The sequence below is a fragment of the Clostridium sp. BSD9I1 genome (assembly GCF_900185645.1).
Classification (GTDB): Bacteria; Bacillota; Clostridia; order Clostridiales; family Clostridiaceae; genus Clostridium_AK.
The window spans coordinates 310829-335133 of sequence record NZ_FYAM01000004.1 but is presented as its reverse complement, the minus strand read 5'-3'; the positions used below and the strand labels follow the sequence as shown (position 1 = coordinate 335133).

The window sequence follows — 24305 nt, the reverse complement described above, 5'->3', positions numbered from 1 at the left end:
TTACTAATATTTTCATTATCTTGATACTGGTATAAATCCTATCTTCTTTTGCATTTTTCTAAGGGTTTTATTTGCTACATAGCTTGCCTTTTCGGCTCCCTTTTTATAAATGCTTTCCAAGTATTCCTTATTTGCTACCAAATCTTTTACCTTTTTCTGTATTGGCTCAAGTTCTCCAACTATTGCTTCTGCTACGTCCTTTTTAAACTGAGCATAACCCTGGCCTTCATATTCCTTTTCTATTTCTTCCATAGTTTTTCCCTTAATTACACTTAAAATAGTCATTAAGTTCTTAACTCCTGGCTGCTCATCGTTATATTTAACTACACCTAAGCTGTCAGTTACTGCTCTAGATACTTTTTTTCTTATTACTTCTGGTGGGTCCATTATAAGTATATATGAATTCGGATTATCAGAGGACTTAGACATCTTTTTAGTTGGCTCTTGAAGATCCATAATCTTAGCTCCTGCCTCAGGTATATATGGTTCTGGTATTTTAAAAGTTTCGCTGTATGTATTATTAAATCTTTCTGCAACATCACGAGTTAACTCTAAGTGCTGCTTTTGGTCCACTCCCACCGGCACTAAATCTGCTTGATATAAAAGTATATCTGCTACCATAAGCACTGGATAATTAAAAAGACCTGCAGAAATATTATTTCCATATCTTTGAGATTTATCTTTAAATTGTGTCATTCTTGATAATTCACCCATATAGGTATTACAGTTTAAAAGCCATGCTGCTTCTGCATGAGCTGGTACATGGGATTGTATGAATAAAGTATTCTTTTCTGGATCTATCCCCGCTGCAATGTATATAGATAAAACTTCTAAAGTTCTTCTTCTTAAATCCTTTGGTTCTTGTTTTACTGTTATAGCATGCATATCAACTATGCAATAGTAACAATCATATTGTTCTTGAAGCTTTACCCAGTTTTTTAACGCTCCTAGGTAATTTCCTAAAGTTAATTCACCAGAAGGCTGTATTCCACTAAATATAACTTTCTTTTGTTCTGTCTGCTCCATTGTAAATTCCTCCATTTTATAATCTTCTCATTTACGATAATATGTTACATTTATATGTTATTCCTTAATATACTATTATAAAACTAAAATCCCTATATAACAATTATTTTGTTATATAGGGATTATTATATACCTTAATTATTTTTATTAATCATCAATAAACTATTTTTTCCATAAACCATGTAAATTACAATATTCCCTAGCTGCAATTACTTCTTCATCAACTTTAAAGATAGCTTCTGGCTTTTCGCCTACTTTTAAATACTTTCTATAAACTTTATCAACTGTTAGAACTTCTATCCATTCTATATGATGTTCTTCTAGCATAGGATGCTCAACTTCTCCTATCTTTACTAAAACGCCACCTTCGATCTTTTCTATTACAGGAACATGTTTTTCCTTTGCAGCATCTACTGTATTTTCCTTAAGATGTATCATTTCTTTACCGCAGCATACTAAAGTACCTACTGATTCATGTACTACTTCAACTATATTCCCACAAATTCCACATTTATAAATTTCATTTAACTTAGTCATTTTATAATCCTCCCTATTAATAATAATTATTACCCTATTATTATTATTCTATAAGGCATCATTTTATCCTTCTTAATTAAAATATTTATTTATTTAACTTTTTTTATACTTTATGAACATATTATGAATATACCAATTTAATATGCCTCCAAAATTAAAACATATACTTAAAATAAAAGTAATTTTTTTTAATAGCTGTGGAATACTAATCTTGAGGATAATATATTTTCCTCTATTTAAATTCTCCAAACTAATTTATAAGGAGGGATTTCCATGACAGAAAAGAATAGTGGATATCTCGCAATGGACAGGGACTATTTAGAAGCTCCACAAAAGATAGTTAAATCATATTCTAAAACTGATTATACAAAATTGCCGGACAATGTACGAGACCCAATTGTGGCAAATAATATAGCCACCTGGGAGTTTGACAACACCTCTCAAGAATTAGCTGCCGACAGCGACTTATTCTTACAGTAAAAAAGTGTAAGGAGAAATTTCTCCTTACACTTCAATTTTTTAAATACTAAAACTAATATTTAAAACATTTCATTTCCAATTAAGTCCTCATAGCTTTGTCTTTTACACACAAGTCTTGCTTCTCCATCTTTTACAAATACAACAGCTGCTTTAGGTATCTTATTATAGTTACTGCTCATGGAATATCCATATGCACCAGTTGTAAACATTGCTAAAACATCTCCACTTTCAGAGTCCGCTATATTTGTATCATTTATAAGTATATCTCCAGACTCACAACACTTACCCGCTATAGTTACAAAGTCATTTTTTTCATTTTCCATTCTATTTGCAACAACGCACTTATATTTAGCATTATATAACGCAGGTCTTATGTTATCGCCCATTCCTCCATCTACTGATATATATTTCCTTACTCCTTGAATATTTTTTGTAGATCCTATAGTGTAAAGAGTTATCCCTGCATTTCCCACTATAGATCTTCCAGGTTCTATAGTAAGCATTGGAAGCTTTATCCCTAATCTCTTATGAGCTTCATCTGCTTTATTTATTATAGTTTCACAGTATTCCTTAGTACTTCTTGGTTCATCTTCTTCTGTATAATAAATTCCAAACCCACCACCTAGGTCTAGCTCTTCAATTTCATAGTTAAATTCATCTTTTATAGTTTTTATAAATCCCATCATTATTTCTACTTCATCTTCATATGGTGATAAGTCAAAAATCTGAGAACCAATGTGGCAGTGTAACCCTGCAAGTTCAATACCAGGGAGATCTAACGCCATGTTAACTCCTTTTAAGGCATCTTCATTTGATAAAGTAAATCCAAATTTAGAGTCTATCTGACCAGTTTTTATATAATCGTGAGTATGCGCTTCTATCCCTGGAGTTATTCTTAATAGTACCTTTTGAACTTTATTTTTTCTTGTTGCAATTTTATTTATTTGTTCTAGTTCATAAAAATTATCTACTACAAATCTTGAAACTCCATAATCTATTCCCATTTCTACTTCTTCTAGAGTCTTATTGTTTCCATGAAAATAAATTTTATCTGCTGGAAAGTTTGCCTTCATAGCAGTGTATAGCTCTCCGCCAGATACTACATCTAAACAAAGACCTTCTTCTTCAATTAACTTACACATAGCTAAAGTCAAAAATGCCTTTCCCGCATATGCAACCCTATTGTTTGACTCATTTACTTTAAAATACTTGTAATAATCTTTGCATGTGTTTCTCATAAGCCCCTCATCAAAAACATACAAAGGAGTTCCGTATTTTTCGGCAAGCTCAACAGTGCTTATTCCACCTATATAAAGTGTATTTTCTCTTATTTCCATGCTTCCAAATAAATTCATAATGTTGCCCCCTAAACTTTTATTGTGTTTGAGTTATTTCTTAAAATCAAATAAATCTTACAAAAAAACAAGCAGCTAAGGTTATACCTATAGCTGCTTGTTAGCTTCTATTGTATGTAACCTCTGTAGCTCTCCACCATTATAGTGACAACTTTGCATATATTTTATACAAAGCCAGAAGATAACTTCCTACATTATTCTTCTTCGGCTATAATTCCTTTCTTTATTCCTCATCGCGCGGCCGCTAAGAATAAATACTATTAATTATAGCACCTCTACCCCAGGTATATTTATTTTTTTCTTTTTAGTTTATCACATTAGAATTTTAAAATCAACATAAACTTCATAAATATCTCAAATAAATTGAGCCATTCTGCTTTATAATCTAATCCATAATTTCTATACGTTATATAGAATAAAATCCTTCAAAGCTTTTAGCTATGTAGTAATGGTCATCTACTCCACCAAGTTCTCTTATAGAGTGCATTGCAAGTATTGGAGTCCCTATATCTACAGATGGAATATTCACATGAGACCAAGATATAGGTCCTATAGTTGAACCTCCTCTTGAGTCAGATCTATTTACAAATTTTTGAACAGGAACACTTCGTTCTTTACATATCCCTTCATAAACAGCTGAACTATAAGCATCTGTAGTATAACTGAAGTTAGCATTTATTTTAATTACAGGTCCCTTATTTATTATAGGTCTATTAGTAGGGTCTGTTTTTTCTTCCCAGTTAGGGTGTACTGCATGAGCTAAATCTGAAGATATTATGAAGGAGTTTGCCAAAGTTCTAAAATATGCTTCCTTCCCACTTTGCTCCTTTTCTACTATTCTTTCTAAAATACTTGATAAGAATATAGAATCTGCTCCTTGTTTTGTAGTACTTCCTATTTCCTCATTATCAAAGCACACTAAAACATTTGTTGCGGTCGATGGCTTTGAATTTATAAGGGCTTCTAGAGCTGCATGCACCATAGCCAAATCATCTAATCTTCCACTGGATATAAACTCATCATTTGCTCCCATTATACAGCCCTTTTCATATTCATATAAAAACAAATCAAAATCTAGTATCTCACTTTTATCTATATTCAATTCCTTTGCTATAATGTTTAGCAAGAAATCTTCCTTCGAAAGCTTATCATTAATCATTCCAACTAAAGGTAATGTATGCTTTTGGGCATTTATTTCAAATCCCTTATTTACCTCTCTGTTCATATGTATAGCTATGTTGGGAATTATAAGTATTGGCTTTTTTATATTTACCAATTTACAATTTGGTTTCAAAGGATTATTGGATTTTAAAATAACTCTTCCTGCTATAGACAATGGTCTATCCATCCAAGTATTTAAGATTGGTCCTCCATAAACCTCCGTATTTAACTTTAAATAATTCCCCTCTGATGTCATTTCAGCATGAGGTTTAACTCTGAAGGTTGGAGAATCTGTATGTGCTCCTACTATTCTAAATCCATTTTCTACAATACTTTCTCTTCCTACAACAAATGCTGTTATTGCTGAATTATTTTTTATTACATAATACTTTTCTTCAGCTTTTAAATTCCACTGCTCTGTTTCTTTAAGTTCATTAAATCCATTTTCATCTAGAATGCTCTTCACAGTTTCTACAGCATGAAATGCCGTTGGGCTTTTATATATAAAGTCTATCAAATCCTTAGCTAATGTAACTTTATTCTTCATCCACAATCAACCTTTCCTTCACTTTAATTGAAAATTTAATAAATTTAGCATAACATAATTATGTTCTTCTTTCAAATAATAGATAATAGTTAATAGTTAATTAATAATTGTTAATTGGTAATTGTTAGTGGTATAATTTATAATTGTATTTAATTAAAGTTACGAGGTGTTTAGAATGGTCTCTCAATTATTAGTTAAGCGTTTTATAAAAAACCCTGAAAATGTTGAAAATGAAAAAGTTAGAAACTCCTATGGATTTTTAGGAAGTATTATTGGAATAGTAGTTAATGCTATACTCTTTGGAGTAAAACTTGTAGTTGGAATTGTATCTGGAAGTATATCAGTTACTGCAGATGCATTTAATAATCTTTCAGATGCCACTTCTTCTGTAATAACTATGCTTGGATTTAAACTAGCTTCTAAGCCTGCAGATGAAGAGCATCCTTTTGGTCATGGAAGAATAGAATACTTATCTGGACTTATAGTATCCTTTATGGTTCTTTTAGTCGGATTTGAATTTGTAAAGTCTTCTTATGCAAGAATTATTAATCCTACTCATGTAAAGTTTGAAGTTATTCCTTTTATACTTCTTGTTTTATCCATATTTACAAAGGTATGGCTTAGTAGATTTAATAATTATATAGGTAAAACTATAAATTCTTCAGCTCTTCAAGCTTCCTCTATGGATGCACTAGGAGATGTTTTTTCTTCAAGTGGTGTAGCTTTATCCTTACTATTATCCAAGTGGATTACCTTTCCTATAGATGGATATATAGGAATGCTTGTATCCTTATTTATACTTTATTCAGGATATTCCCTGATAAAAGAAACTTTAGACCCTCTCTTAGGTACTGCACCAGATTCTAACTTAGTTGAGAAGATAACATGCAGTTTATTAAGTTATGAATATATAACAGGCACTCATGATTTAATAATTCATAACTATGGGCCTAATAAATTTATAGCTACAGTTCATGCGGAAGTGCCACAGGATATATCAATAGTTAAAATCCATGAGGTTATCGATAGAGCTGAAAAGGAAATTTCTGAAAAGCTAAATGTGGTACTTGTTGTGCATATGGATCCTATAAATACTAATGATGAAGAAGTAAATTATGCTAAAAGTGAAGTTGAAAGCATAATAACTAAATATTCTATGATTAAATCACTTCATGATTTTAGAATGGTTGGCGAAGGTGATACTAAGAATCTTATATTTGATATAGTTGTATGTTATACACAAAAACTCACTGGTCAATTTATAGAAGAAATTAAATCCAGTTTAAATAAGGATATAAAGAATATCCACCCTCACTATAATGCTATAATTACAATAGATAGGGATTTTGCTAATAACTAGCCATTAATCCATAATCGTTAACTTATAATACATATTATATTTTAGCGATTATGGATTTTTTATTTTTATTAATACCTTTTTAAATATTATGCTCCACAATCACATAGAACTAAATTTTGCATATTATATTGTATAATTTTTTTTATGGAGTGTGAAATTATGACCGGAAGAGAAAGACACTTATTTCCTGGAAGCAATACACCTTTAGGCCCATATTTCTTCTTTAATTATATAATTCCTACTAAGGAAGCTAGAAGAGTAATATATTTTAAAGGTGGCCCCGGAACTGGCAAGTCATCTGCAATGAAAAAAATAGGTAATATATTTCAAAATAGAGGATATGATGTAGACTACTTTCACTGTTCTTCTGACAACGAATCCTTAGACGCAATACTTATTAAGGGCCTAAATGTAGCCTTGATTGATGGTACTGCTCCTCATATGCAAGATCCTGTATATCCTGGTGCTGTAGATGAAACATTTAATCTAGGAGTATGCTTAGATGAAAAGGGATTGTCATCTATAAAAGAAGAATTATATCCAATTTATGCTGATAATAGTCGCTCCTATAAAAGGGGCTTTAACTATTTTAAAGCTGCTGCTGCAGTTCATGAAGACTGGAGAGACTATAATCTTGAAGCACTAGATAAAGTAAAATTGAATGATTTAAAGAAAACACTAAGGGATAAGATTTTCAAGGATAATGTTCTTGCTATAGGAAAAGAACGACATCTATTCTGTACAGCACTTACTCCTAATGGAATAATAACCTTTATTGATGAACTTGTAGCTCCTTTTAAAAATGTCTATGTGCTTAATGGCGACCCCGGCACTGGCAAAACAGAGGTTTTAAACTTCTTAAAAGATGAAGCTTTAAACCGCGGATTTTTTGTAGAAATATTCCATGATGTAATAAATCCAAATAGAATAGAACACATTTTTATTCCAGATTTAAATGTAGCTATTGTAACTTCTAATGAAGTAAATAGAAAATCTTTTGAAGGCGAGCATATTCAGATGGCAGATCTTTTAAACAAAAATTATTTAGATAAATATAAAGCTGAAATTCAAAAGGATGAAGCTAAGTTCTATGATCTCTTACACGAAGGCTTACAATGTATAACTAAATGCAAGAAAATTCATGACGTACTAGAAGCCTACTATGTTTCAAATATCAATTTTGAAACAATTAATGTAATGGTAGATGAACTTGTACAAAGACTAATTTCCTATGAAAAATAACTCACTTAGCTTAAATGGTAAAAAATTGCTAGGAGTAAATTCCTAGCAATTTTTTTCATACACATATAGTTCATGTAATGCTCTTGTACTCATTACATAAAGCATTTTATCTTTATTTTCTATTTCATTATTAGTATCTATAACAATTACTGCGTCAAACTCCAGCCCTTTAGCAAAGTATGAAGGCATTATAACTTCCCCCGAAGTATATAATATCTCCTCATTATCTATTACCTTTATATACATCTTATCTTTTAATAATTCCCCAATCTTATTGGTTTCCTTTAGGTCTCTGCATATAATCGCTATGCTTTCATGGCCCTTTTCCTTTAATTTACTTATATTCATTAAAAGCTTTTCTTTTATATCTTCATATTGCTTAAACTCAGTTACTTCTACTCTTTCACCACTTCTCACCAAAGGTACTATATTATCACTCTGAATATACTTATTTGCAAATTCCATTATTTCTTTAGTAGAACGATAGCTCTTATCAAGCTTAAAATGTTGTACATTTTTATTTGATAAATACTTTTCTATATAACACATAGGTACTTCTCCACTTATAGGAAGTAACCTTTGGTTGCTATCTCCTACTATAGTTAAAGATTGGCACTTAGTTAACTCATTTATAACCATAAATTCAAGTTTGCTATAATCCTGTGCTTCATCTATAACAACATGTTTTACCTCTTCTGGTGCTGTAAATCCTTCTAATTTTATCTTTAAATAAAGCACCGCTGCTAAATCGTCATATGTTAAAGTTTTTTCTTCATTAAATCTCATATATATATTAATTATTTCTTCACTATTTATCCATCTTAACCCTTGTTTAGCCTTTATAGATTCTTCAATGGCTTCTCTTATTTCTAATCTTTTTTTAAATTCCAATTCGCTTCCTTCTAAATTTAAGGATTCTTCAGAAAGAGCATTCATTTTTTCCTTATATTTCTTCTCTATAGCCTTTACTGCATCATTTCTTAATTCATTTATTCTAGTATAAATTATTCTCTTAGTTCTTTTATTTCTTTTGAACAGTGGCATAGCCTTAAAATGATTTTGAAATAAATCCCGAAGTTCTTGTTTACTTATAATCATTTTATTATATATAGTGATATCTCTTAGTTCAAAATAATTATCTTCAAGGTCACTTATTAATAAATCAAGCTTTTCAATGTATTCATCGGAATTCTTATAAAGCATCTCATTTATAAATTCTTTATTTCCACTTAATACATTTTCCATATACTCCTTAAATGACATTATACTATCTATCTCAGATAGTTCCATAGCTAAATCTCTAAAGGTAGTTTGCCTAACTCCTACCTCTCCTAAACTTGGAAGTACCGTAGATATATATTCCATAAAGACTTTGTTAGGTCCTAATATTAACACCTTGTCTTGCAAGGTTTTTCTATTGTTATACAGCAAATAAGCTACTCTGTGAAGTGCTATTGTAGTTTTGCCACTTCCTGCTACACCATCAACTACTATGGTTTTATCCTTTGGCTGTCTTATTAGATTATCCTGTTCAGCTTGTATTGTCATTACTATATCTTTTAGCTTTGATGTAGCATTCTTACTTAGCACCATTTGAAGTATGTCATCTTTAATGTCTATAGCTGAATCAAACATTCCTAGAAGCTGTGCTTTTTTTATAACAAATTGCCTCTTATTTAAAACTTCAGTTCTAATCTCTCCATTTGGAGAAGTATAATAAACTTCCCCCGTTTTCCCAGCATAAAACAGTGAAGATATTGGCGCACGCCAATCTACAACTATTGGTTCAAATTCATCCTTAGGAATAACACCAAATCTTCCAATATACATGCTTTCTTCTAGTCCTATTTCTTCCTCAATAAAATTCACCTTTCCAAAATAAGGACTAGGTTTCAGTATGACAAGCTCCTTTAATCTTCTATCTATAACCTTAAACTGTTCTTCTGCTACGAACCTTTCATGGTCAAAATACTCAATTATTTTATCTTCATCATCTTTATATTCTTCTAATACTTCTTTTCTATACCCAAGTATATATTCTGATATCTCATGTCTCTTTTCTATATAATTGTTTATTTCCTGATTGATTATATTTATAGTCTCTTTAAGTCTTTCTTTTTCGATACCAAGGTCTAATTCTTTTTGAAGTTCTTCTTTTAATTCCCTCTCTAATTCTTCTCTTTCCATATTTGTATCACCCCGTTTAAATTTAGTAACCGATAGCAAGTACTTTTAATTTGTCATAATGCTACACTAACTTATGTGTAGCTTCATCGCTATCTTCTGCACTTGTTACATTTTCTACATTGTCTTTGCTCTCTATATTTTCATGTATTTCTTTTCCTTCTACCATAGCCATAAACTCATCACCCATGATTGTTTCTTTTTCTAATAGTCTTTCTGAAACTCTTCTCAACAGTTCATGATTTTCCTTAAGTATATTTATTGACTTACTATGAGCATCTTTTATTATCTTTAAAGTTTCCTCATCAACTATAGCCGCCGTTGTTTCACTACAATTCTTAACGGCTCTGCCATCTAAATATCTATTTGATATAGACTCTAGTCCCATCATATCAAATCTTTCACTCATTCCATATATAGTTACCATATTTCTAGCTGTTTCTGTTGCTCTTTCTATATCATTTAATGCTCCTGTAGAAATCGTATTAAATTCAACCTCTTCTGCCGCCCTTCCTCCAAGCATAACTGATATTTGATCAAGCATTTCTTCTTTAGTACTCAAATACTTTTCCTTAGCAGGAACTTGAAGAGTATATCCAAGGGACCCCATAGTTCTTGGTACAATAGTTATTTTATGCACTGGATCTGTATGGGTTAAAAGAGCCGCTACTAATGCATGCCCTACCTCATGAAATGCCACAGCTCTCTTTTCCTGTGGAGATAATATTCTATCCTTCTTTTCTTTTCCAGCAATTATTATTTCAACAGCTTCTTCCAAATCCTCTTGTATTACTTCTTTTCTATTATTCTTTACTGCCCTTAATGCTGCTTCGTTTATAATATTAGCAAGATCTGCTCCTACAGCTCCAGGAGTTGATTTTGCCAGTGCCTTTAAGTCTACATCCTTATCCATTTTAACCCCAACTGAATGAACCTTTAGTATGTCTTCTCTTCCCTTAAGGTCAGGTCTATCTACAATTACTCGTCTATCAAATCTACCTGGTCTCAAAAGTGCCTTATCAAGTACCTCTGGCCTATTAGTTGCAGCAAGGATTACTACTCCCTTAGAGGAATCAAACCCATCCATTTCTGCAAGAAGCTGATTTAGCGTTTGCTCTCTTTCGTCATTTCCACTAATATTCCCTTCACGGCTTTTGCCTATAGCATCTATTTCATCTATAAATATTATACATGGTGCCTTTTCTTGAGCCTGTTCAAACAAGTCCCTGACTCTTGAAGCTCCCATACCAACAAACATTTCTACAAAGCCCGAGCCTGATATAGAAAAGAAAGGCACTTTGGCTTCTCCTGCAACTGCTTTAGCAAGAAGGGTTTTTCCTGTTCCCGGAGGACCTACCAGCAATGCTCCTTTGGGAAGCTTTGCTCCTATTTCAGTATATCTTTTAGGATTATGTAAAAAATCAACTATTTCTACTAGTGATTCCTTTGCTTCTTCCTGTCCTGCTACATCTTTAAATGTTACACCAGTTTCATTTTCTGCATAAATCTTAGCTGTATTTTTACCAAAAGACATAACGCCACTGCCCATTTTCTTATCAAGCATTCCAAATAAATATCTTCCTATAAACATAAATATTACAAAAGGAAGTATCCAATTAAGTATAAAGCTCCTTACCGGATTATCTTGCTTTGGAATTATGGTATCATAAGAAATACCTGCTTTATTTAATTTTTCTAAAAGCTCTGTATCATTTTCAACCTTTCCTGTATATAAAAGTTTTTCTTCATATCCTGATTTTTCATTAGGATATATTATAACCTTATCTTTTGAAAACTCTACTTCCTTAACTTGCTTTTGCTCTATCATGTTTAAAAAAGTTGTGTATTTAATATGTTTTGTCTGAGTATTCATTATATAGTCATTAATAAAAAACACTACAATTGCTGCGGCAATGACATAGTAAATTATATACTTCATCTTATTGTCATCAAATTTCTTGTCCTTATTCTTTTTATCTGTAGGCATTTAAAAATCTTCCTCCATTTTATTATGACTTATTTATATTTTGTAATTTATAACCAACCATTCACTGAAGTTAAAGCTTTTATCAAGTGATTCTTAGGTTTAGGTGGAGTTTGCTTATAAGGAATACCTTTTCTCCATCTGAACCTTAGAAGAACTTATCCAGGCGCGTATCAGTGCTTATCCCCCACTTTGAAGAAGATGGGGTGTTAGCAATGGTAGCGATCGGATAAATCATGCTAGCCTAGCTATATTATAATACAAGAATATCCTTTTTAAAACAAATAAAGCTTCAATTATATGTTTTAAATATAAACATTTCTCTCAAAATTAATTTTTCTCCAATGGTTAAAGAAAAAATGTCTGAATCGGCTAAATAATACGCTATTTTGCTAATAATATGTTAATATAGTATTAGCAAAAATACTAAGGGTGATGAAATTTGAAGAAGAAAGTAATAGTAGAAGATAACTCAACGGTCCAAATATTAACTCCAGTTAACATTGTAGGATTCATACTAGTTATGATGGCAGGATGGATTGATACAGCCAGTTTAAAACTTTTTCTAAATGAAAGAGTTTCATTTATGACAGGTCGTGCTGCTGAACTTGGTGAGCTAATAGCTAAAGGAAATATAAAGTCCTTTTACTTTATAATAACTATAGTAGTGATATTTATTATTGGCGCAGCTATATCCTCTAAAATTACTAAAAAGTGCGGACTTCTAGGAGGACTAACTTTTTCAGGAATGGTTTTACTAATTGCAGCATTTTTTATATATAAAGGGGATACTAGATTTGTAGCCATAGCAATACCAATGGCAATGGGAGGACAAAATGCAGCTACAAGCTTAACACCAATTAACCGTACTACTCACTTAACTGGACCAGCTACTGATATTGGAGTACACTTATCTTCTGGTAACTGGAACGGTATTATATTCTGGTTACTAAGGTGGATAGCATTTCCATTGGGCGCTTTTCTTGGGTTTCAGTTCATAGAAAAATTTACAACACAAAACTATATAGATAATTCAATGGTAATTATAATTCCCGCTATTATAATTATTTTAACTGCTATTGTCCAGAAAATGACCGTAGATATACCTTTGTTAGAAGATGAAATAACCTATGATGAGGACAGGTTTATACACTTAGAAGAAAGAAATTCCGCCATTTAAATTTCATTAAAGTTAGAAGGAGTTAGGAGATGTAGAAACCTTGTTATACAAAGCTTCTGCATCTCCTAACTCCTTCTGCCTAATTCCTAAAAAATTGTTTTGCAATTTTATTTCTCTGGTATCCATGAATTTACTAGTTCTTCATTTTCGCGAACCCATTCCCTAGAATACTCTAATGCCCCTTTATCACCTTCATATATGGTTCTCATCAACCCTTCAAGCTGTACATCTGTCATTTTAAAATTTCTTAAAAACTGTGCAACCTCTGGCATATCTTTTTCAAAGTTTGGCCTTGTTACCGTATGGATATCTTCTCCTTTTCCAAATACATCTTTTTCATCTTCTAAAAACTTTAAATCCCATTTTGAAAACTTCCAATGAGGTCTCCATCCTGTTACTACTATAGGCTCTTTTTTATCTATAGCCTCCTTTAGCATAGCAGTCATTGTAGCCTCACTACCTTCCATAAGCTCCATATTGAGTCCATATTCCGAAATAGCTTTTTTAGCTTTCCCCATTATTCCTGCACCAGCATCTATTCCTATTATTTTATTTTCAAATTTGCTCTCATTATTTTTTAAATCTTTAATAGTATTTATGTCTACATAAGATGGTACTGCAAATCCTATTCTAGAGTTTTCATAATTAGAACCTAAATCCTCTAATTTATCCTTGTACCTATCTATATAACTTTTGTGAGCATTTGGAAGCCATGCATTTAGAAACGCATCATAATCTCCTTCTGCAACAGATGTAAATACTATCCCAGCATTAGCTTCTGTAAGCTTTACATCATATCCCATCTTTTCTTCGAGAACAACCTTTGCAACATTAGTTAAAGCAATTCCATCAGACCAGTTAACATACCCAAACTTAACCTCTTTAGAACTATCATTTGTTGATTGCTTTTTACCTTCTGTACATCCTGATATCGATAAAGTAGTAATTATACCTATAGATACTGCCGTGATCATTCTTTTCATTCTTTTACTTAATCTCATTAAAAAAACTCCCATCTTTATATAATATATAGATAATCAATTTATTTAATTAATAAATATTATCCACCAAATAACAAACAACTTTTTATTTAATATAAGTTGTTTGTTATACAACTTATATATTAGCATTAAGTTGTTACATTGTCAAGGTTGAACCTCCTTGAATTTTTTCTAAAAAAAGGAAGAAATTTAGCTAGCTAAATTTCTTCCTTAGTTATTAATTATCTATTTTTTTGGTATCCATGAATTTACTACATCTCCATTATTGTTCATCCATTCCTTTGCAGCTTCCAATGGCTTTTGACCATCTGCTATAGCTGCCATTAAATCTCCAAGCTGCTTTTCGTTCATTGTAAAGTTCTTTAGGAATTCTGCCACTTCTGGCATATCCTTATCTAATTCAAGTCTTGCTAGTTTATGAATGTCTTCTGCATCACCATAAACCTTCTTTGAATCTTCTAAGAACTTTAAATCCCATTTAGCAAACTTCCAATGTGGAGCCCATCCTGTTATAACTATAGGTTCTTTTTTATCTATGGCATCTTTTAACATTGTAAGCATAGCTGGCTCACTGCCTTCCATAAGCTCCATATCAAGTCCATATTCTGAAACAGCTTTTTTACTAGTTTCCATTATACCTGCTCCAGCATCTATTCCTATTATCTTACCATCAAATTTATCCTTATTAGCCTTAAGTTCCTCAATGCTATTTATATTTACATATTTAGGTACTACAAGACCTATCTTAGCTCCTTTAAAACTAGTTCCTAAATCCAATAACTTATCCTTATATTTATCCATGTAACTTTTATGAGTAACAGGAAGCCATCCATCTAAAAATGCATCTGTATCCCCTTCTGCAAGGGATGTAAATATTACCCCTGGATCTGCCTCTGTCATTTCCACTGTATATCCCATTTTTTCTTCTAGTACAACCTTTGCAAGGTTTGTCATAGCTACACCTTCTGCCCAGTTTACGTAGCCAAGTTCTACCTTCTTAGATGAATCTCCGCCTTTACCTTTATTTGACGCCCCACAGGCAGCTAATGACACCGCAGTTATCACTCCAATAGACATCAATGCAATTGATTTTAGTATACCTTTTCTTAATTTCATCAAATCACTCCTTTTATTATGGAAATTCAGTTCGCTGAATTTCTTCCTTACGTAGTCTCTAGTAATATTTTTAATGTTGAACATATAGTATAGAATTTGTATCGTAGAAAGCATTGAATGAGCTTTAGAACGGCTTTATTTATAAGTTTAAAATACCGTATAGAGCCTTATACTGTTTGAGCGACAGCTAGTTTATAAGGCTTAGGTATTTTTAACTTATAGATATTAGCCGTTTTTAGCGAAATGAATCGCTTTCCTAGGTACAAATCCTATACTTGAGGTTCAACATTATCATAAAATATTACGCAGTTTTTCCAAGAGATTGAGTTATCCTATCCAGTATCATTGCAAGAATTACCACTGCAAGTCCACTTTCAAAACCTGTACCTATTTTCAACTGAGTTATCCCTGTTAAAACTTCTCTTCCAAGACCACCTGCTCCTATCATGGCTGATATAACTACCATAGATAAGGATAACATTATAGTTTGATTCACTCCTGCAAGTATTGTAGGAAGCGCTATAGGAAGCTGAACTTTATACAGCATTTGGCTTCTAGTTGATCCAAAGGACTTAGATGCTTCTATAACTTCCTTTGGTACTTGTCTTATTCCTAAGTTTGTAAGTCTTACAGCTGGCGGCATAGAAAAGATTACAGTAGCTATTGCCCCAGGGACCTTTCCCATACCAAAGAAAAGTACTGCCGGTATTAAATATACAAAGGCTGGCATGGTCTGCATAAAATCTAAAACTGGTCTCATAATCCTATTCATTCGATCATATCTTGCTGAAAGTATCCCAAGTGGAACACCTATAATAAGCGCTAGTAGTGTAGATACTAAAACTAGAGATAATGTGCTCATAGTCTGACTCCAAAGCTCCATGCTATTTATAAAGAAAAGCCCTAAAAACGTAAATACTGCTGTTTTTCTACTAGCCATATAATATGCTAGCGCAGTTATTAAAAGTATAACAACTAAAGCTGGCAGCGCAGTTAGTATTCCTTCTAATCCATCTATTAAAAACTCACTTATCATCTTTATTCCATCAAAAAAAACTTCCAAATTTGATTTTAACCACTCAATGATTACCTCAAAATAAGGTCCTATATGAAATGTCATTATCTACCTTCCTCCTCTCCTATGATTCCTGCGATAATTGTAGATCTTTTAATTATTCCCAGCATCTTATTTTCTTTATCTACCACAGCTATTGGATATGATATATCCTTTGCTATAGGAAGAAGCTCTGCTATTGAAGTCTCTGGAGAAGTTATAGCTACTTCTTTTATTATTATATCTGATATATCTCTTTCTCCTTTTTTATAGCTTTCAATAGCATCATCAATTTTTACTATACCTTGAAGAATCCTATCTTTATCTATTACATATATACTTGAAATTCCTTGCTCTTCCATAGCCCTTGCTGCTGCCTTAGGGCCATCTTTTGTTGATATAATTACATTTGTTCTTTGCATTATAGCACCTGCGGTCATAACCTTAGTTCTATCAACATCTTGAGTAAACTTCCTTACATATTCACTTGCAGGATTGGCCAGGATATCCTCAGGAGTTCCTATTTGTTCTATTACTCCATCCTTCATTATTGCAATTCTATCACCTAGCCTTAACGCCTCATCTAAATCATGGGTGATAAATATTATAGTTTTTCTCATTTTAGATTGAATCTCTATCATTTCTTGTTGCATATCCTTTCTTATTAAAGGATCTAGTGCACTAAAGGCTTCATCCATCAAAAGTATCTCCGGCTCTGTAGCAAGTCCCCTTGCAAGTCCTACCCTTTGCTGCATACCACCACTAAGCTCATGAGGCATTTTTTCTTCATATCCCTTAAGCCCTACGAGTTCTAATGCTTTATAAGCCTTTTCTGTTCGTATTTTTTCGTCTATACCTTGTATTTCTAATCCAAATTCAACATTTTTACATACAGTTCTATGAGGTAATAACCCAAAGTTTTGGAATACCATAGCCATTTTCTTTCTTCTAATTTCCCTAAGCTCTTCTTCTTTGCATTTTAAAACATCTTGTCCGTCAATTAATATTTCTCCAGAGGTTGGCTCTATAAGCCTATTTAAGCATCTTAAGAGAGTGGATTTACCGCTTCCTGACAACCCCATAATTACAAAAAATTCACCTTCATTAACCTGAAAATTTGCATTATTGACTCCTACAGAGTTACCTGTCTTTTTTAATATTTCTTCTTTATTCATACCTTCTTCTAGAAGGGGAACAACCTTTTTGGGATTTTTACCAAATATCTTATATAAATTTTTAATTTCTATCTTCATAAATATTTTTCTCCTTCCATTATTATGAAACAACTTTACATCGTCACTAAGTTGTCTTATGCAACAACTTTATATTATCACTAAGTTGTCAGTATGTCAATAAAAAAAGATAGCTTTCTAAGTAAAATATGGTTAATTTTTACTTAGAAGGCTATCTTTTTTATGCATATATGATAAAACTATTAATTACATAAACTTAGTTTCAGTATCTAGAACCCTACTTAATAATTATCATAGTTTTCTAGAAACTTTCTTATTCTTTCGCTTACCCATTCATCTCCAACTGCCAGTATTATATCTCCTTGAGTAAATACTAGATATGGTCCCGGAGAAATAAGTATTGTATTTTCCCTTTTAACTCCAACTATAGTTGCTGCAGTGTTGTACCAAAATTGTACTTCTCCAACGGTTTTTCCTATTATTTTTGATTCTATTGGAACTTCAATTTCCAGTATTTCTACTAAATTTGTGCTCTTATATCTATAAGAATATTCAAGTATTTTTGAATTTACTTCTTGTATCTCCCTTTCTATTTCATCCCTTTTATCTGTTAAATTTTTTAGTGAACTTCTTAGGTCACCTATATGTTCCTTTTCTTTAAAGCTATCTATAAATTGCAAAGCATTTTTAGACGACTTTACTATAACCCCTATACCCTTGCTTACCTCCACAACCCCTTTATCCTCTAAAAGCTTCATGGATCTTCTTATAGTTTCAGGAGATACATTATACTCACTTGCCAGTATAGATCTTCCCTTTAAAGTACTTGCTTCCTTTAAGGAACCTTTATATATTCTTGAAGCTACATCAACTGCAATTTTTATGTATCTAGGCAGTTCTATTCTATCCGCCATTTTAAAAACCTCCAAATGTATATATGTTTAAGCAAATAGATTATAGCACAAATTACTCAGTTTTTCCTCCTATAGAATCTATTTTAACTTTTACATTTACATCTATTTGGGCGTTTTTAAAGTTTTCATTGCTTCCATAGTCACTTAATCTTCCATATTTAGCTACTGCATATTTACTTAAATCCAGCCAATCAACTCCATGTGATTGTTGTATTTTTTTTATTTCTCCTTCTAAATCCTTCTTTAGCACCTTCTCGAAATCCTTCTCTATTTCCTTAACTTCTTTTTTTGTTATAGCTTTATTAATTACAGTATTAACTTTTAAGTTTCCTCTAAGTGTTACGTCTATGGAATACTTTAAATTCTCTTCTTCCTTAGAAACTTTAACCTTTCGATTACTTGTAAAATATCCTTCATAATAATTATTCCTTTCTGGGAAATTTACACTCAAATGCCCCTTTGTTTTATTATTTCTTAAAAGGTTTATAAGTTTTGCTTCTGCTAAGCCTACAGTAGTTATCATCTTGTCCCCATCAAATAGTGCAAGCCCTATTACTTTAACTCTATTTTTATCTATCCCAAGATAGGGAATCACCATTTCCCTTCCTTCTTGATGATACATCTGCAAAACGTTACTGATTTTAATATCTTTGCTAAAAAAACTTTCCTGCCATGCAAATTCTAAAGTGCCATGAATGTCTTCTGCCATAGTTGAGTATGCCTTAGGTTGTAACTGAAACATTTGTTCTGCCGTCTGCCTAGAAACAGCTACGGATGCCCCTCTTCTTCTATCAGCATCCCTCATCATTGCATCAATTAAATCCTTAATTCCATACTCTGCTCTTTCTTCCCCTATCAAATATACCAATTCACTTCCTATAATCCACTTTCTACTAGACTTGGATTGAAGCTCATCTTGGGTGCTATATATAGACTTGCCTGGTCCTGTTGCTACTTCATGATCAATTTGCTGTTGTCCTCTAAAAACAAATGTTTCTGACGTGTCTTTATATGTAGCCATTACTCCATCGTCTTCCAAATCATAACCTAGGCCTACAATTATTCCTAGCTTCTCTTGTGGGTATCTATCATAGCATCCAGAAAGTATCAAAGTAAGTGACATAATTAAGCATAAACTTATACTCCTTTTCATCGCTTTATTTCCTCCTTATAATTCTTTTTCTTAATTAAAATAATTATGGAGGTTATGACTCCCCAAGCTAATCCTACTATCACTAGATAAGGAGTAGCTTTACTTACAATCTTTATCCTATTACGCTCAGGTAATAGAAAAAAACTTAGAGGTATTAATATAGCTGTTATAATAACACAACTTTTCTTATAACTTATGCTTGTCGCTTTAGATAAACAAAATGATGATGCAAATAGCTCACATGCAAGAATTCTAAATATAACAAGGCTCCATATAATCATTATTATAGTCCTAGCATTTTCAATTAAAGGTATTTCTACACTAGACGCTACAAATAAAGTCGGATCTGAATACTTAGCTGTCATTTCCCATCCTATGCACCATATAGTCGCAAATACATTTATGGTATATGAAACTATAACAGTTAACACACCATAAATCCCAGATTTTTTAGTGTTTCTTTTATTAGTTATAAATGATATAACTACATAGCTAAGCTCTATTCCAGCATATGAATATAAACTATCAGGTATAGCCGCTAATATGTTTTTAAATGAACTAAAAAAAGGCATTACATTTATAACATTTCCCTTAGAAATAAGGGCTAATGTTATGACTATAAAAATTATTAACAAGTAAAATACTATTTCACATAATCGAGATACTATATTAAGTCCACTTATAGCAGTATATAAAGTTAGCAGCATAATAGTAATTATACTAACGTACTTTGGTAAATAAGGAACTAGTATTACATTTATTACATTTACATAGCCAGATATTATACTTAGCTGAGAAAAAGAAAATACTGCAATAAATATTATAATTATGATATAAGATAAATACTTTCCATACAGCTCCTTATTTATTTGCCAGAAATTATGGTGATTCATTTTCTTATCAATAAATGATGCCATTATTACTATAATTATTGGGTATATCCCTCCAATAATTACTGATACCCATGCATCTTGATAAGCATGTTTAGCTAAACCTCTAGCAAGTGTTAGTATTCCTATTGCAATCATAGAACTTTGGACAAGTGCCATGTATTGGTTTTCCGTTATTTTATTATTAGTTTCTTTGTTCACAATTACCCTCTTATTGTTTCTTTTTATTTTCGTTTAATTTAAATCCCTCTGCTCTTTTATTTAAATTTTCAACTTTGCTTCTAATTAGCGTATCTTTCAGTCCACCAAATCTTAATGGTGCTATAGGTGAAAGATAAGGAACCCCATAAGAATCCATCTTCATTAATCTTACTACTATTAATTGTGTACCTATTAAAAGTCCTAGTATTCCCAATAAAGCAGTTAACGTAAGCATGCCAAATCTTAAAAGTCTTATTGAAAGTGCCATATCATAATTAGGAATAACAAATGTACATATAACTGTAATAGCAATAACTACTAAGGTTGTAGGGCTTACAATTCCAGCCTCAGTAGCTGACTGACCAAGTATAATTCCTCCTATTATACTCAGCGTTTGACCTACAGGAGTCGGTAATCTTAATCCCCCTTCTCTAAGCACCTCAACTACTATCTCCATCATGAGTATTTCTACAAAAGGGGGCAGTGGGATATCAAGCCTTGATCTTACTATTATCTTTGATAAATTTAGCGGCGTAAGCTCACTATTGTATTTGAGAAGTATAAGATATATGGATGGCAAAGTTAAAATAATTGCTAAAGCTAAAAGTCTTATTATTCTATCAAAATTTGCTAAAAGCAGCCTATTACCATAGTCCTCAACCTCCTGAAAAAATTCCATAAAAACCACTGGCATTATCATTACATAAGGTGCACCTTCTACTATTAACACTGCCTTCCCCTGGAGTATATCAGAAACTGCCTTTGTAGGTTTTTCAGTAGTTTTTGATTGAGGAAAAATTGAATATGGAAATTTTTCTAACAGTTGCATTACAACACCCGGTCCTAAAACCTGGGGCATCTTTATAGAACTTAAATCATCTTTTATCTTCTGTAAAATTTCTTTATCAATAGCATTATCTAAATACATTAAAACCCCATCTGCTTTATTTTCTTTTCCAAATATATATTTATCAATTTTTAAGTGTTCATTTTTGATTCCTTGTTGTATTAAGGCTATATTTATACTTAAGCTTTCAATAAAGGCTTCTTTTCCACCCTTTATTACCTTTTCCACTTGAGATTCTGTAATAGCTCTATGCTTAGGACCTGCTGTATTACAAATTATAACCTTGTCTTCATCCCCAATCAGAATAGCACACTGGCCATGCATCAGTTCACTAGCTATAAAGTTTACATCCTTTGTTATTTCAATCCCACTTGAGACAATAAACTTTTTAGCAACAAACTCTACTTTATTTACAACATTATCTATTGGTGATTGTACTTGAAACAACAAAGGATATATTACGTTATTTTCCAAATACTCCTGATTTATAAGAGTACTTATATATAAAATAATACAAGGCACTCCGTTCTTAATAACTAATTCCCTTTTTACAAAATTATAATTTAAAGGAATGTTAGATGAAATTATATCTACGTTAGTATTTAAATTTGATTTAAGCTCAATCATTAATTAATCCCCCTTTTTATAGGAATTATTAGATACTTTTTTATTTTTAATTATAATAATTATGGAAGTTATTATTCCCCATAACATTCCAAAGCCCATGGTATATGGAGTAACCTTGTCTAAAATATTTGCCCTATTGTATTCAGGCATCATAAAAATGCTTCCAATTGCCCCTAGAATTAAAGTAATTATTACACTTGCTTTATATTTCATATTAAAAGCCTTTGATAAACTATATGCTGCAGCAAAAAAGTCACAAGCAAGAATTCTAAATATAATAAAACTCCATATTACCATTAATGTTGTTCTAAGATTCTCAATTATAGGTATTTCTATAGTAGAGGATAAAAATAAAATTGGATATGAATTTTTTGAAGTTATTTCCCATCCTAAGCAGTAGATAATTACAAATACATTTGATGCATATACAAAAATAATAAGCAAAACTGCCTGCAAACCTGCCTTCTTAGGGTTAGATTTATTAGTTATGAAGTGTATAGCTATATAACTTATTTCTACTCCCGTATATGAAAACAAACTGCTTGGTACAGCTGAGATTATGTTCTTAAAGGATGAAACGAATGGTTTGACATTTATCATATACCCTTCAATTAAAAATGAATTCATCATAATTACTAGTAATATCAATAAATAAGATACTACCTCGCATAATCTCCCAACTAGTGTAAGACCATTTATAGTTGCATATAAGGTTATGAAAAATAAAACAGCTAGTATTACATAAGGTGATATAAATGGAATAATTACTATTTTTGATACATTGACAAAACCTGCTAAAACACTAGCCCCATAAAGAGTAAATTTTATAAAAAAAGCTATTAATATTATTTTAGATAAAAACTTTCCATATATATTATCATTTATTTTTTCAAAACTACAACCATTCATTTTTTTATCTATAAAGGATGCTGATATCACCACAATTATAGGATATATTCCCCCAAGGATTACAGATATCCACCCCTCATGATAAGCACTTCTACTTACCCCCCTAGATAAAGTTAATATTCCTACGGCTACCATAGAACCTTCTACAATTGACCTATATTGGTTTTCTGTTATCTTGTTGCTAATATTCATATTTTCTGCTTTCCTTTTGGTTAAATTTATTAAAATCAACAAGCTATTCATTTTAATTTATTTTTCCCCTATAAACCAAACATATACAAAAATTCACACTACTTACTTAGGAATATTTCAAAGACGTATTTTAAATAATAAATAAGTAATATCTTAATAAAATAAACAATAAAAACCATAGGGAGGTATGCTAATATGGGCGATATGCAAAACTTCATACAAAACTTTCCTAAAGAAATTCCACCTCAGCACCAAAATGTGCATCCTGGAATTGAAAAAGATATGAATCCAAAACCTATTTATGATAACCCTAATTACAAAGGCTCAGGAAAGCTACGCAATAAAGTAACTCTTATAACCGGTGGAGATAGTGGGATAGGAAGAGCTGTAGCTATTTCCTACGCCAAGGAGGGCTCCGATATTGCAATAATTTATTTTAATGAACATCAAGATGCCGAAGAAACTAAAGAAGCTGTTATAAAATGTGGACGGCGCTGCATACTTATTCCCGGTGACATTAAAGATTCCGCATTTTGTAAGTCTGCAGTAATACAAACTGTAACAGAACTTGGAGGATTAGATATTTTAATAAATAATGCTGCAGTTCAATATGTTCAAAATACTATAGAAAATATTACAGATGCTCAACTTGAAGAAACCTTTAAAACTAATATATTTTCTATGTTTTATTTAACTCGTGAGGCTCTTTCTCACATGAAAAGAGGATCATCTATAATAAATACAGCTTCTATTACAGCCTATAAGGGCCACGAACTCCTTATAGACTATTCATCAAGCAAGGGTGCCATAGTTACTTTTACCCGATCTATGGCAATCTCACTAGCATCTAAAGGAATAAGAGTAAATGCTGTAGCTCCGGGTCCTATTTGGACTCCACTTATACCTTCTTCTTTCGACACCAATAAAGTAAAACAATTTGGTTCAAATACTTCCTTTGGAAGGCCAGGCCAACCTGTGGAGCTTGCCTCAGCTTACGTATTTTTAGGTTCTGATGATGCCTCCTTTATAACCGGAGAAATTATCCATGTAAATGGGGGAGAAATAGTTAACGGATAAAGGATAGCATTTTAGGCTGTATCTATAAAATAACCCTAGAGATCATTCTACTTCATAGATTGATCTCTAGGGGAT

Annotated in this window: 20 protein-coding genes and 1 riboswitch; of the genes, 5 read left to right on the top strand and 15 right to left on the bottom strand. The window is 31.8% G+C overall.

Translation table 11 applies throughout. The annotated features are described in order from the left end of the window. Positions 1 to 15: 15 nt before the first annotated feature. Positions 16 to 1026: a tryptophan--tRNA ligase gene (gene trpS / locus BSD9I1_RS02055; protein ID WP_186428907.1), complete on the bottom strand. Its 1011-nt coding sequence runs from the start codon at positions 1024 to 1026 to the stop codon at positions 16 to 18. Positions 1027 to 1188: 162 nt separating this feature from the next. Further along, positions 1189 to 1563 carry a desulfoferrodoxin gene (locus BSD9I1_RS02050; RefSeq protein ID WP_186428906.1) on the bottom strand — a complete coding sequence of 125 codons (375 nt, stop codon included), beginning with the start codon at positions 1561 to 1563 and terminating at the stop codon, positions 1189 to 1191. A gap of 273 nt (positions 1564 to 1836) precedes the next feature. Between BSD9I1_RS02050 and BSD9I1_RS02045 the strand changes: the two genes are divergently transcribed. Then, on the top strand, positions 1837 to 2043 hold the full coding sequence (locus BSD9I1_RS02045; protein WP_035307338.1) for a hypothetical protein: 207 nt from the start codon (positions 1837 to 1839) through the stop codon (positions 2041 to 2043). 59 nt (positions 2044 to 2102) lie between these two features. On the opposite strand, the gene lysA is transcribed toward BSD9I1_RS02045, so the two are convergent. Both lysA and BSD9I1_RS02035 read right to left on the bottom strand, forming a co-directional pair. Then, entirely contained in the window at positions 2103 to 3398 is a 1296-nt protein-coding gene (lysA, locus tag BSD9I1_RS02040) for a diaminopimelate decarboxylase (protein ID WP_186428905.1), read from the bottom strand. A gap of 118 nt (positions 3399 to 3516) precedes the next feature. After that, positions 3517 to 3684, bottom strand: a riboswitch (Lysine riboswitch). 120 nt (positions 3685 to 3804) lie between these two features. Continuing rightward, a complete protein-coding gene (locus tag BSD9I1_RS02035; protein ID WP_186428904.1) occupies positions 3805 to 5106 on the bottom strand; it encodes a M18 family aminopeptidase in 1302 nt (433 codons plus the stop codon). 175 nt (positions 5107 to 5281) lie between these two features. On the opposite strand from BSD9I1_RS02035, the gene BSD9I1_RS02030 reads away from it, so the two are divergent. Further along, entirely contained in the window at positions 5282 to 6466 is a 1185-nt protein-coding gene (locus BSD9I1_RS02030) for a cation diffusion facilitator family transporter (protein WP_186428903.1), read from the top strand. A 159-nt stretch (positions 6467 to 6625) separates the two neighbouring features. Further along, positions 6626 to 7708: an ATPase gene (locus tag BSD9I1_RS02025; RefSeq protein ID WP_186428902.1), complete on the top strand. Its 1083-nt coding sequence runs from the start codon at positions 6626 to 6628 to the stop codon at positions 7706 to 7708. Between the two features lie 42 nt (positions 7709 to 7750). Here BSD9I1_RS02025 and BSD9I1_RS02020 read toward each other — a convergent pair whose 3' ends face one another. Both BSD9I1_RS02020 and ftsH read right to left on the bottom strand, forming a co-directional pair. Further along, positions 7751 to 9895, bottom strand: coding sequence for a UvrD-helicase domain-containing protein (locus BSD9I1_RS02020; RefSeq protein WP_186428901.1), 2145 nt, complete (start codon positions 9893 to 9895; stop codon positions 7751 to 7753). Positions 9896 to 9956: 61 nt separating this feature from the next. Next, positions 9957 to 11879 carry an ATP-dependent zinc metalloprotease FtsH gene (gene ftsH, locus BSD9I1_RS02015; RefSeq protein WP_186428900.1) on the bottom strand — a complete coding sequence of 641 codons (1923 nt, stop codon included), beginning with the start codon at positions 11877 to 11879 and terminating at the stop codon, positions 9957 to 9959. Positions 11880 to 12318: 439 nt separating this feature from the next. Here ftsH and BSD9I1_RS02010 point away from each other — a divergent pair, with 439 nt between their 5' ends. Next, positions 12319 to 13056 (top strand): YoaK family protein, encoded by a 738-nt coding sequence (locus BSD9I1_RS02010; protein WP_186428899.1) that lies wholly within the window; start codon positions 12319 to 12321, stop codon positions 13054 to 13056. A gap of 107 nt (positions 13057 to 13163) precedes the next feature. Here BSD9I1_RS02010 and BSD9I1_RS02005 read toward each other — a convergent pair whose 3' ends face one another. From BSD9I1_RS02005 to BSD9I1_RS01965, 9 genes are all read right to left on the bottom strand, one after another. After that, on the bottom strand, positions 13164 to 14057 hold the full coding sequence (locus BSD9I1_RS02005) for a glycine betaine ABC transporter substrate-binding protein (RefSeq protein WP_242966382.1): 894 nt from the start codon (positions 14055 to 14057) through the stop codon (positions 13164 to 13166). Between the two features lie 225 nt (positions 14058 to 14282). Then, positions 14283 to 15173 (bottom strand): glycine betaine ABC transporter substrate-binding protein, encoded by an 891-nt coding sequence (locus BSD9I1_RS02000; RefSeq protein WP_186428898.1) that lies wholly within the window; start codon positions 15171 to 15173, stop codon positions 14283 to 14285. Between the two features lie 301 nt (positions 15174 to 15474). Continuing rightward, entirely contained in the window at positions 15475 to 16293 is an 819-nt protein-coding gene (locus BSD9I1_RS01995) for an ABC transporter permease (RefSeq protein ID WP_373419332.1), read from the bottom strand. Further along, complete coding sequence (locus BSD9I1_RS01990) at positions 16293 to 17480, bottom strand: glycine betaine/L-proline ABC transporter ATP-binding protein (protein WP_186428897.1); 1188 nt, start codon at positions 17478 to 17480, stop codon at positions 16293 to 16295. The genes BSD9I1_RS01995 and BSD9I1_RS01990 overlap by 1 nt, the downstream gene beginning before the upstream one ends. Positions 17481 to 17701: 221 nt before the next feature. After that, complete coding sequence (locus BSD9I1_RS01985; RefSeq protein WP_035307306.1) at positions 17702 to 18334, bottom strand: TrkA C-terminal domain-containing protein; 633 nt, start codon at positions 18332 to 18334, stop codon at positions 17702 to 17704. 52 nt (positions 18335 to 18386) lie between these two features. Further along, positions 18387 to 19487 carry a Ger(x)C family spore germination protein gene (locus BSD9I1_RS01980; RefSeq protein ID WP_186428896.1) on the bottom strand — a complete coding sequence of 367 codons (1101 nt, stop codon included), beginning with the start codon at positions 19485 to 19487 and terminating at the stop codon, positions 18387 to 18389. After that, positions 19484 to 20578 (bottom strand): endospore germination permease, encoded by a 1095-nt coding sequence (locus BSD9I1_RS01975; RefSeq protein WP_186428895.1) that lies wholly within the window; start codon positions 20576 to 20578, stop codon positions 19484 to 19486. Before BSD9I1_RS01975 ends, BSD9I1_RS01980 begins: the two co-directional genes overlap by 4 nt. 10 nt (positions 20579 to 20588) lie before the next feature. Further along, positions 20589 to 22052, bottom strand: a complete 1464-nt coding sequence (locus tag BSD9I1_RS01970; RefSeq protein ID WP_186428894.1) for a spore germination protein — start codon at positions 22050 to 22052, stop codon at positions 20589 to 20591. Positions 22053 to 22055: 3 nt separating this feature from the next. Then, positions 22056 to 23153: an endospore germination permease gene (locus tag BSD9I1_RS01965; protein ID WP_186428893.1), complete on the bottom strand. Its 1098-nt coding sequence runs from the start codon at positions 23151 to 23153 to the stop codon at positions 22056 to 22058. Between the two features lie 195 nt (positions 23154 to 23348). On the opposite strand from BSD9I1_RS01965, the gene BSD9I1_RS01960 reads away from it, so the two are divergent. Then, a complete protein-coding gene (locus BSD9I1_RS01960; protein ID WP_186428892.1) occupies positions 23349 to 24230 on the top strand; it encodes an SDR family oxidoreductase in 882 nt (293 codons plus the stop codon). Positions 24231 to 24305: the final 75 nt, after the last annotated feature.

Excerpts from the sequence above, each read along its gene's own strand:
- BSD9I1_RS01990 (WP_186428897.1), bottom strand. The coding sequence starts at position 17,480 with ATGAAGATAGAAATTAAAAATTTATATAAGATATTTGGTAAAAATCCC.
- BSD9I1_RS02005 (WP_242966382.1), bottom strand. The coding sequence starts at position 14,057 with ATGAGATTAAGTAAAAGAATGAAAAGAATGATCACGGCAGTATCTATA.
- BSD9I1_RS02035 (WP_186428904.1), bottom strand. The coding sequence starts at position 5,106 with ATGAAGAATAAAGTTACATTAGCTAAGGATTTGATAGACTTTATATAT.
- BSD9I1_RS01970 (WP_186428894.1), bottom strand. The coding sequence starts at position 22,052 with ATGATTGAGCTTAAATCAAATTTAAATACTAACGTAGATATAATTTCA.
- BSD9I1_RS01995 (WP_373419332.1), bottom strand. The coding sequence starts at position 16,293 with ATGACATTTCATATAGGACCTTATTTTGAGGTAATCATTGAGTGGTTA.
- BSD9I1_RS01980 (WP_186428896.1), bottom strand. The coding sequence starts at position 19,487 with ATGAAAAGGAGTATAAGTTTATGCTTAATTATGTCACTTACTTTGATA.
- lysA (WP_186428905.1), bottom strand. The coding sequence starts at position 3,398 with ATGAATTTATTTGGAAGCATGGAAATAAGAGAAAATACACTTTATATA.
- BSD9I1_RS01960 (WP_186428892.1), top strand. The coding sequence starts at position 23,349 with ATGGGCGATATGCAAAACTTCATACAAAACTTTCCTAAAGAAATTCCA.
- BSD9I1_RS02025 (WP_186428902.1), top strand. The coding sequence starts at position 6,626 with ATGACCGGAAGAGAAAGACACTTATTTCCTGGAAGCAATACACCTTTA.
- BSD9I1_RS02050 (WP_186428906.1), bottom strand. The coding sequence starts at position 1,563 with ATGACTAAGTTAAATGAAATTTATAAATGTGGAATTTGTGGGAATATA.
- BSD9I1_RS02000 (WP_186428898.1), bottom strand. The coding sequence starts at position 15,173 with ATGAAATTAAGAAAAGGTATACTAAAATCAATTGCATTGATGTCTATT.
- BSD9I1_RS01985 (WP_035307306.1), bottom strand. The coding sequence starts at position 18,334 with ATGGCGGATAGAATAGAACTGCCTAGATACATAAAAATTGCAGTTGAT.
- ftsH (WP_186428900.1), bottom strand. The coding sequence starts at position 11,879 with ATGCCTACAGATAAAAAGAATAAGGACAAGAAATTTGATGACAATAAG.
- trpS (WP_186428907.1), bottom strand. The coding sequence starts at position 1,026 with ATGGAGCAGACAGAACAAAAGAAAGTTATATTTAGTGGAATACAGCCT.
- BSD9I1_RS02020 (WP_186428901.1), bottom strand. The coding sequence starts at position 9,895 with ATGGAAAGAGAAGAATTAGAGAGGGAATTAAAAGAAGAACTTCAAAAA.
- BSD9I1_RS01965 (WP_186428893.1), bottom strand. The coding sequence starts at position 23,153 with ATGAATATTAGCAACAAGATAACAGAAAACCAATATAGGTCAATTGTA.
- BSD9I1_RS02030 (WP_186428903.1), top strand. The coding sequence starts at position 5,282 with ATGGTCTCTCAATTATTAGTTAAGCGTTTTATAAAAAACCCTGAAAAT.
- BSD9I1_RS02045 (WP_035307338.1), top strand. The coding sequence starts at position 1,837 with ATGACAGAAAAGAATAGTGGATATCTCGCAATGGACAGGGACTATTTA.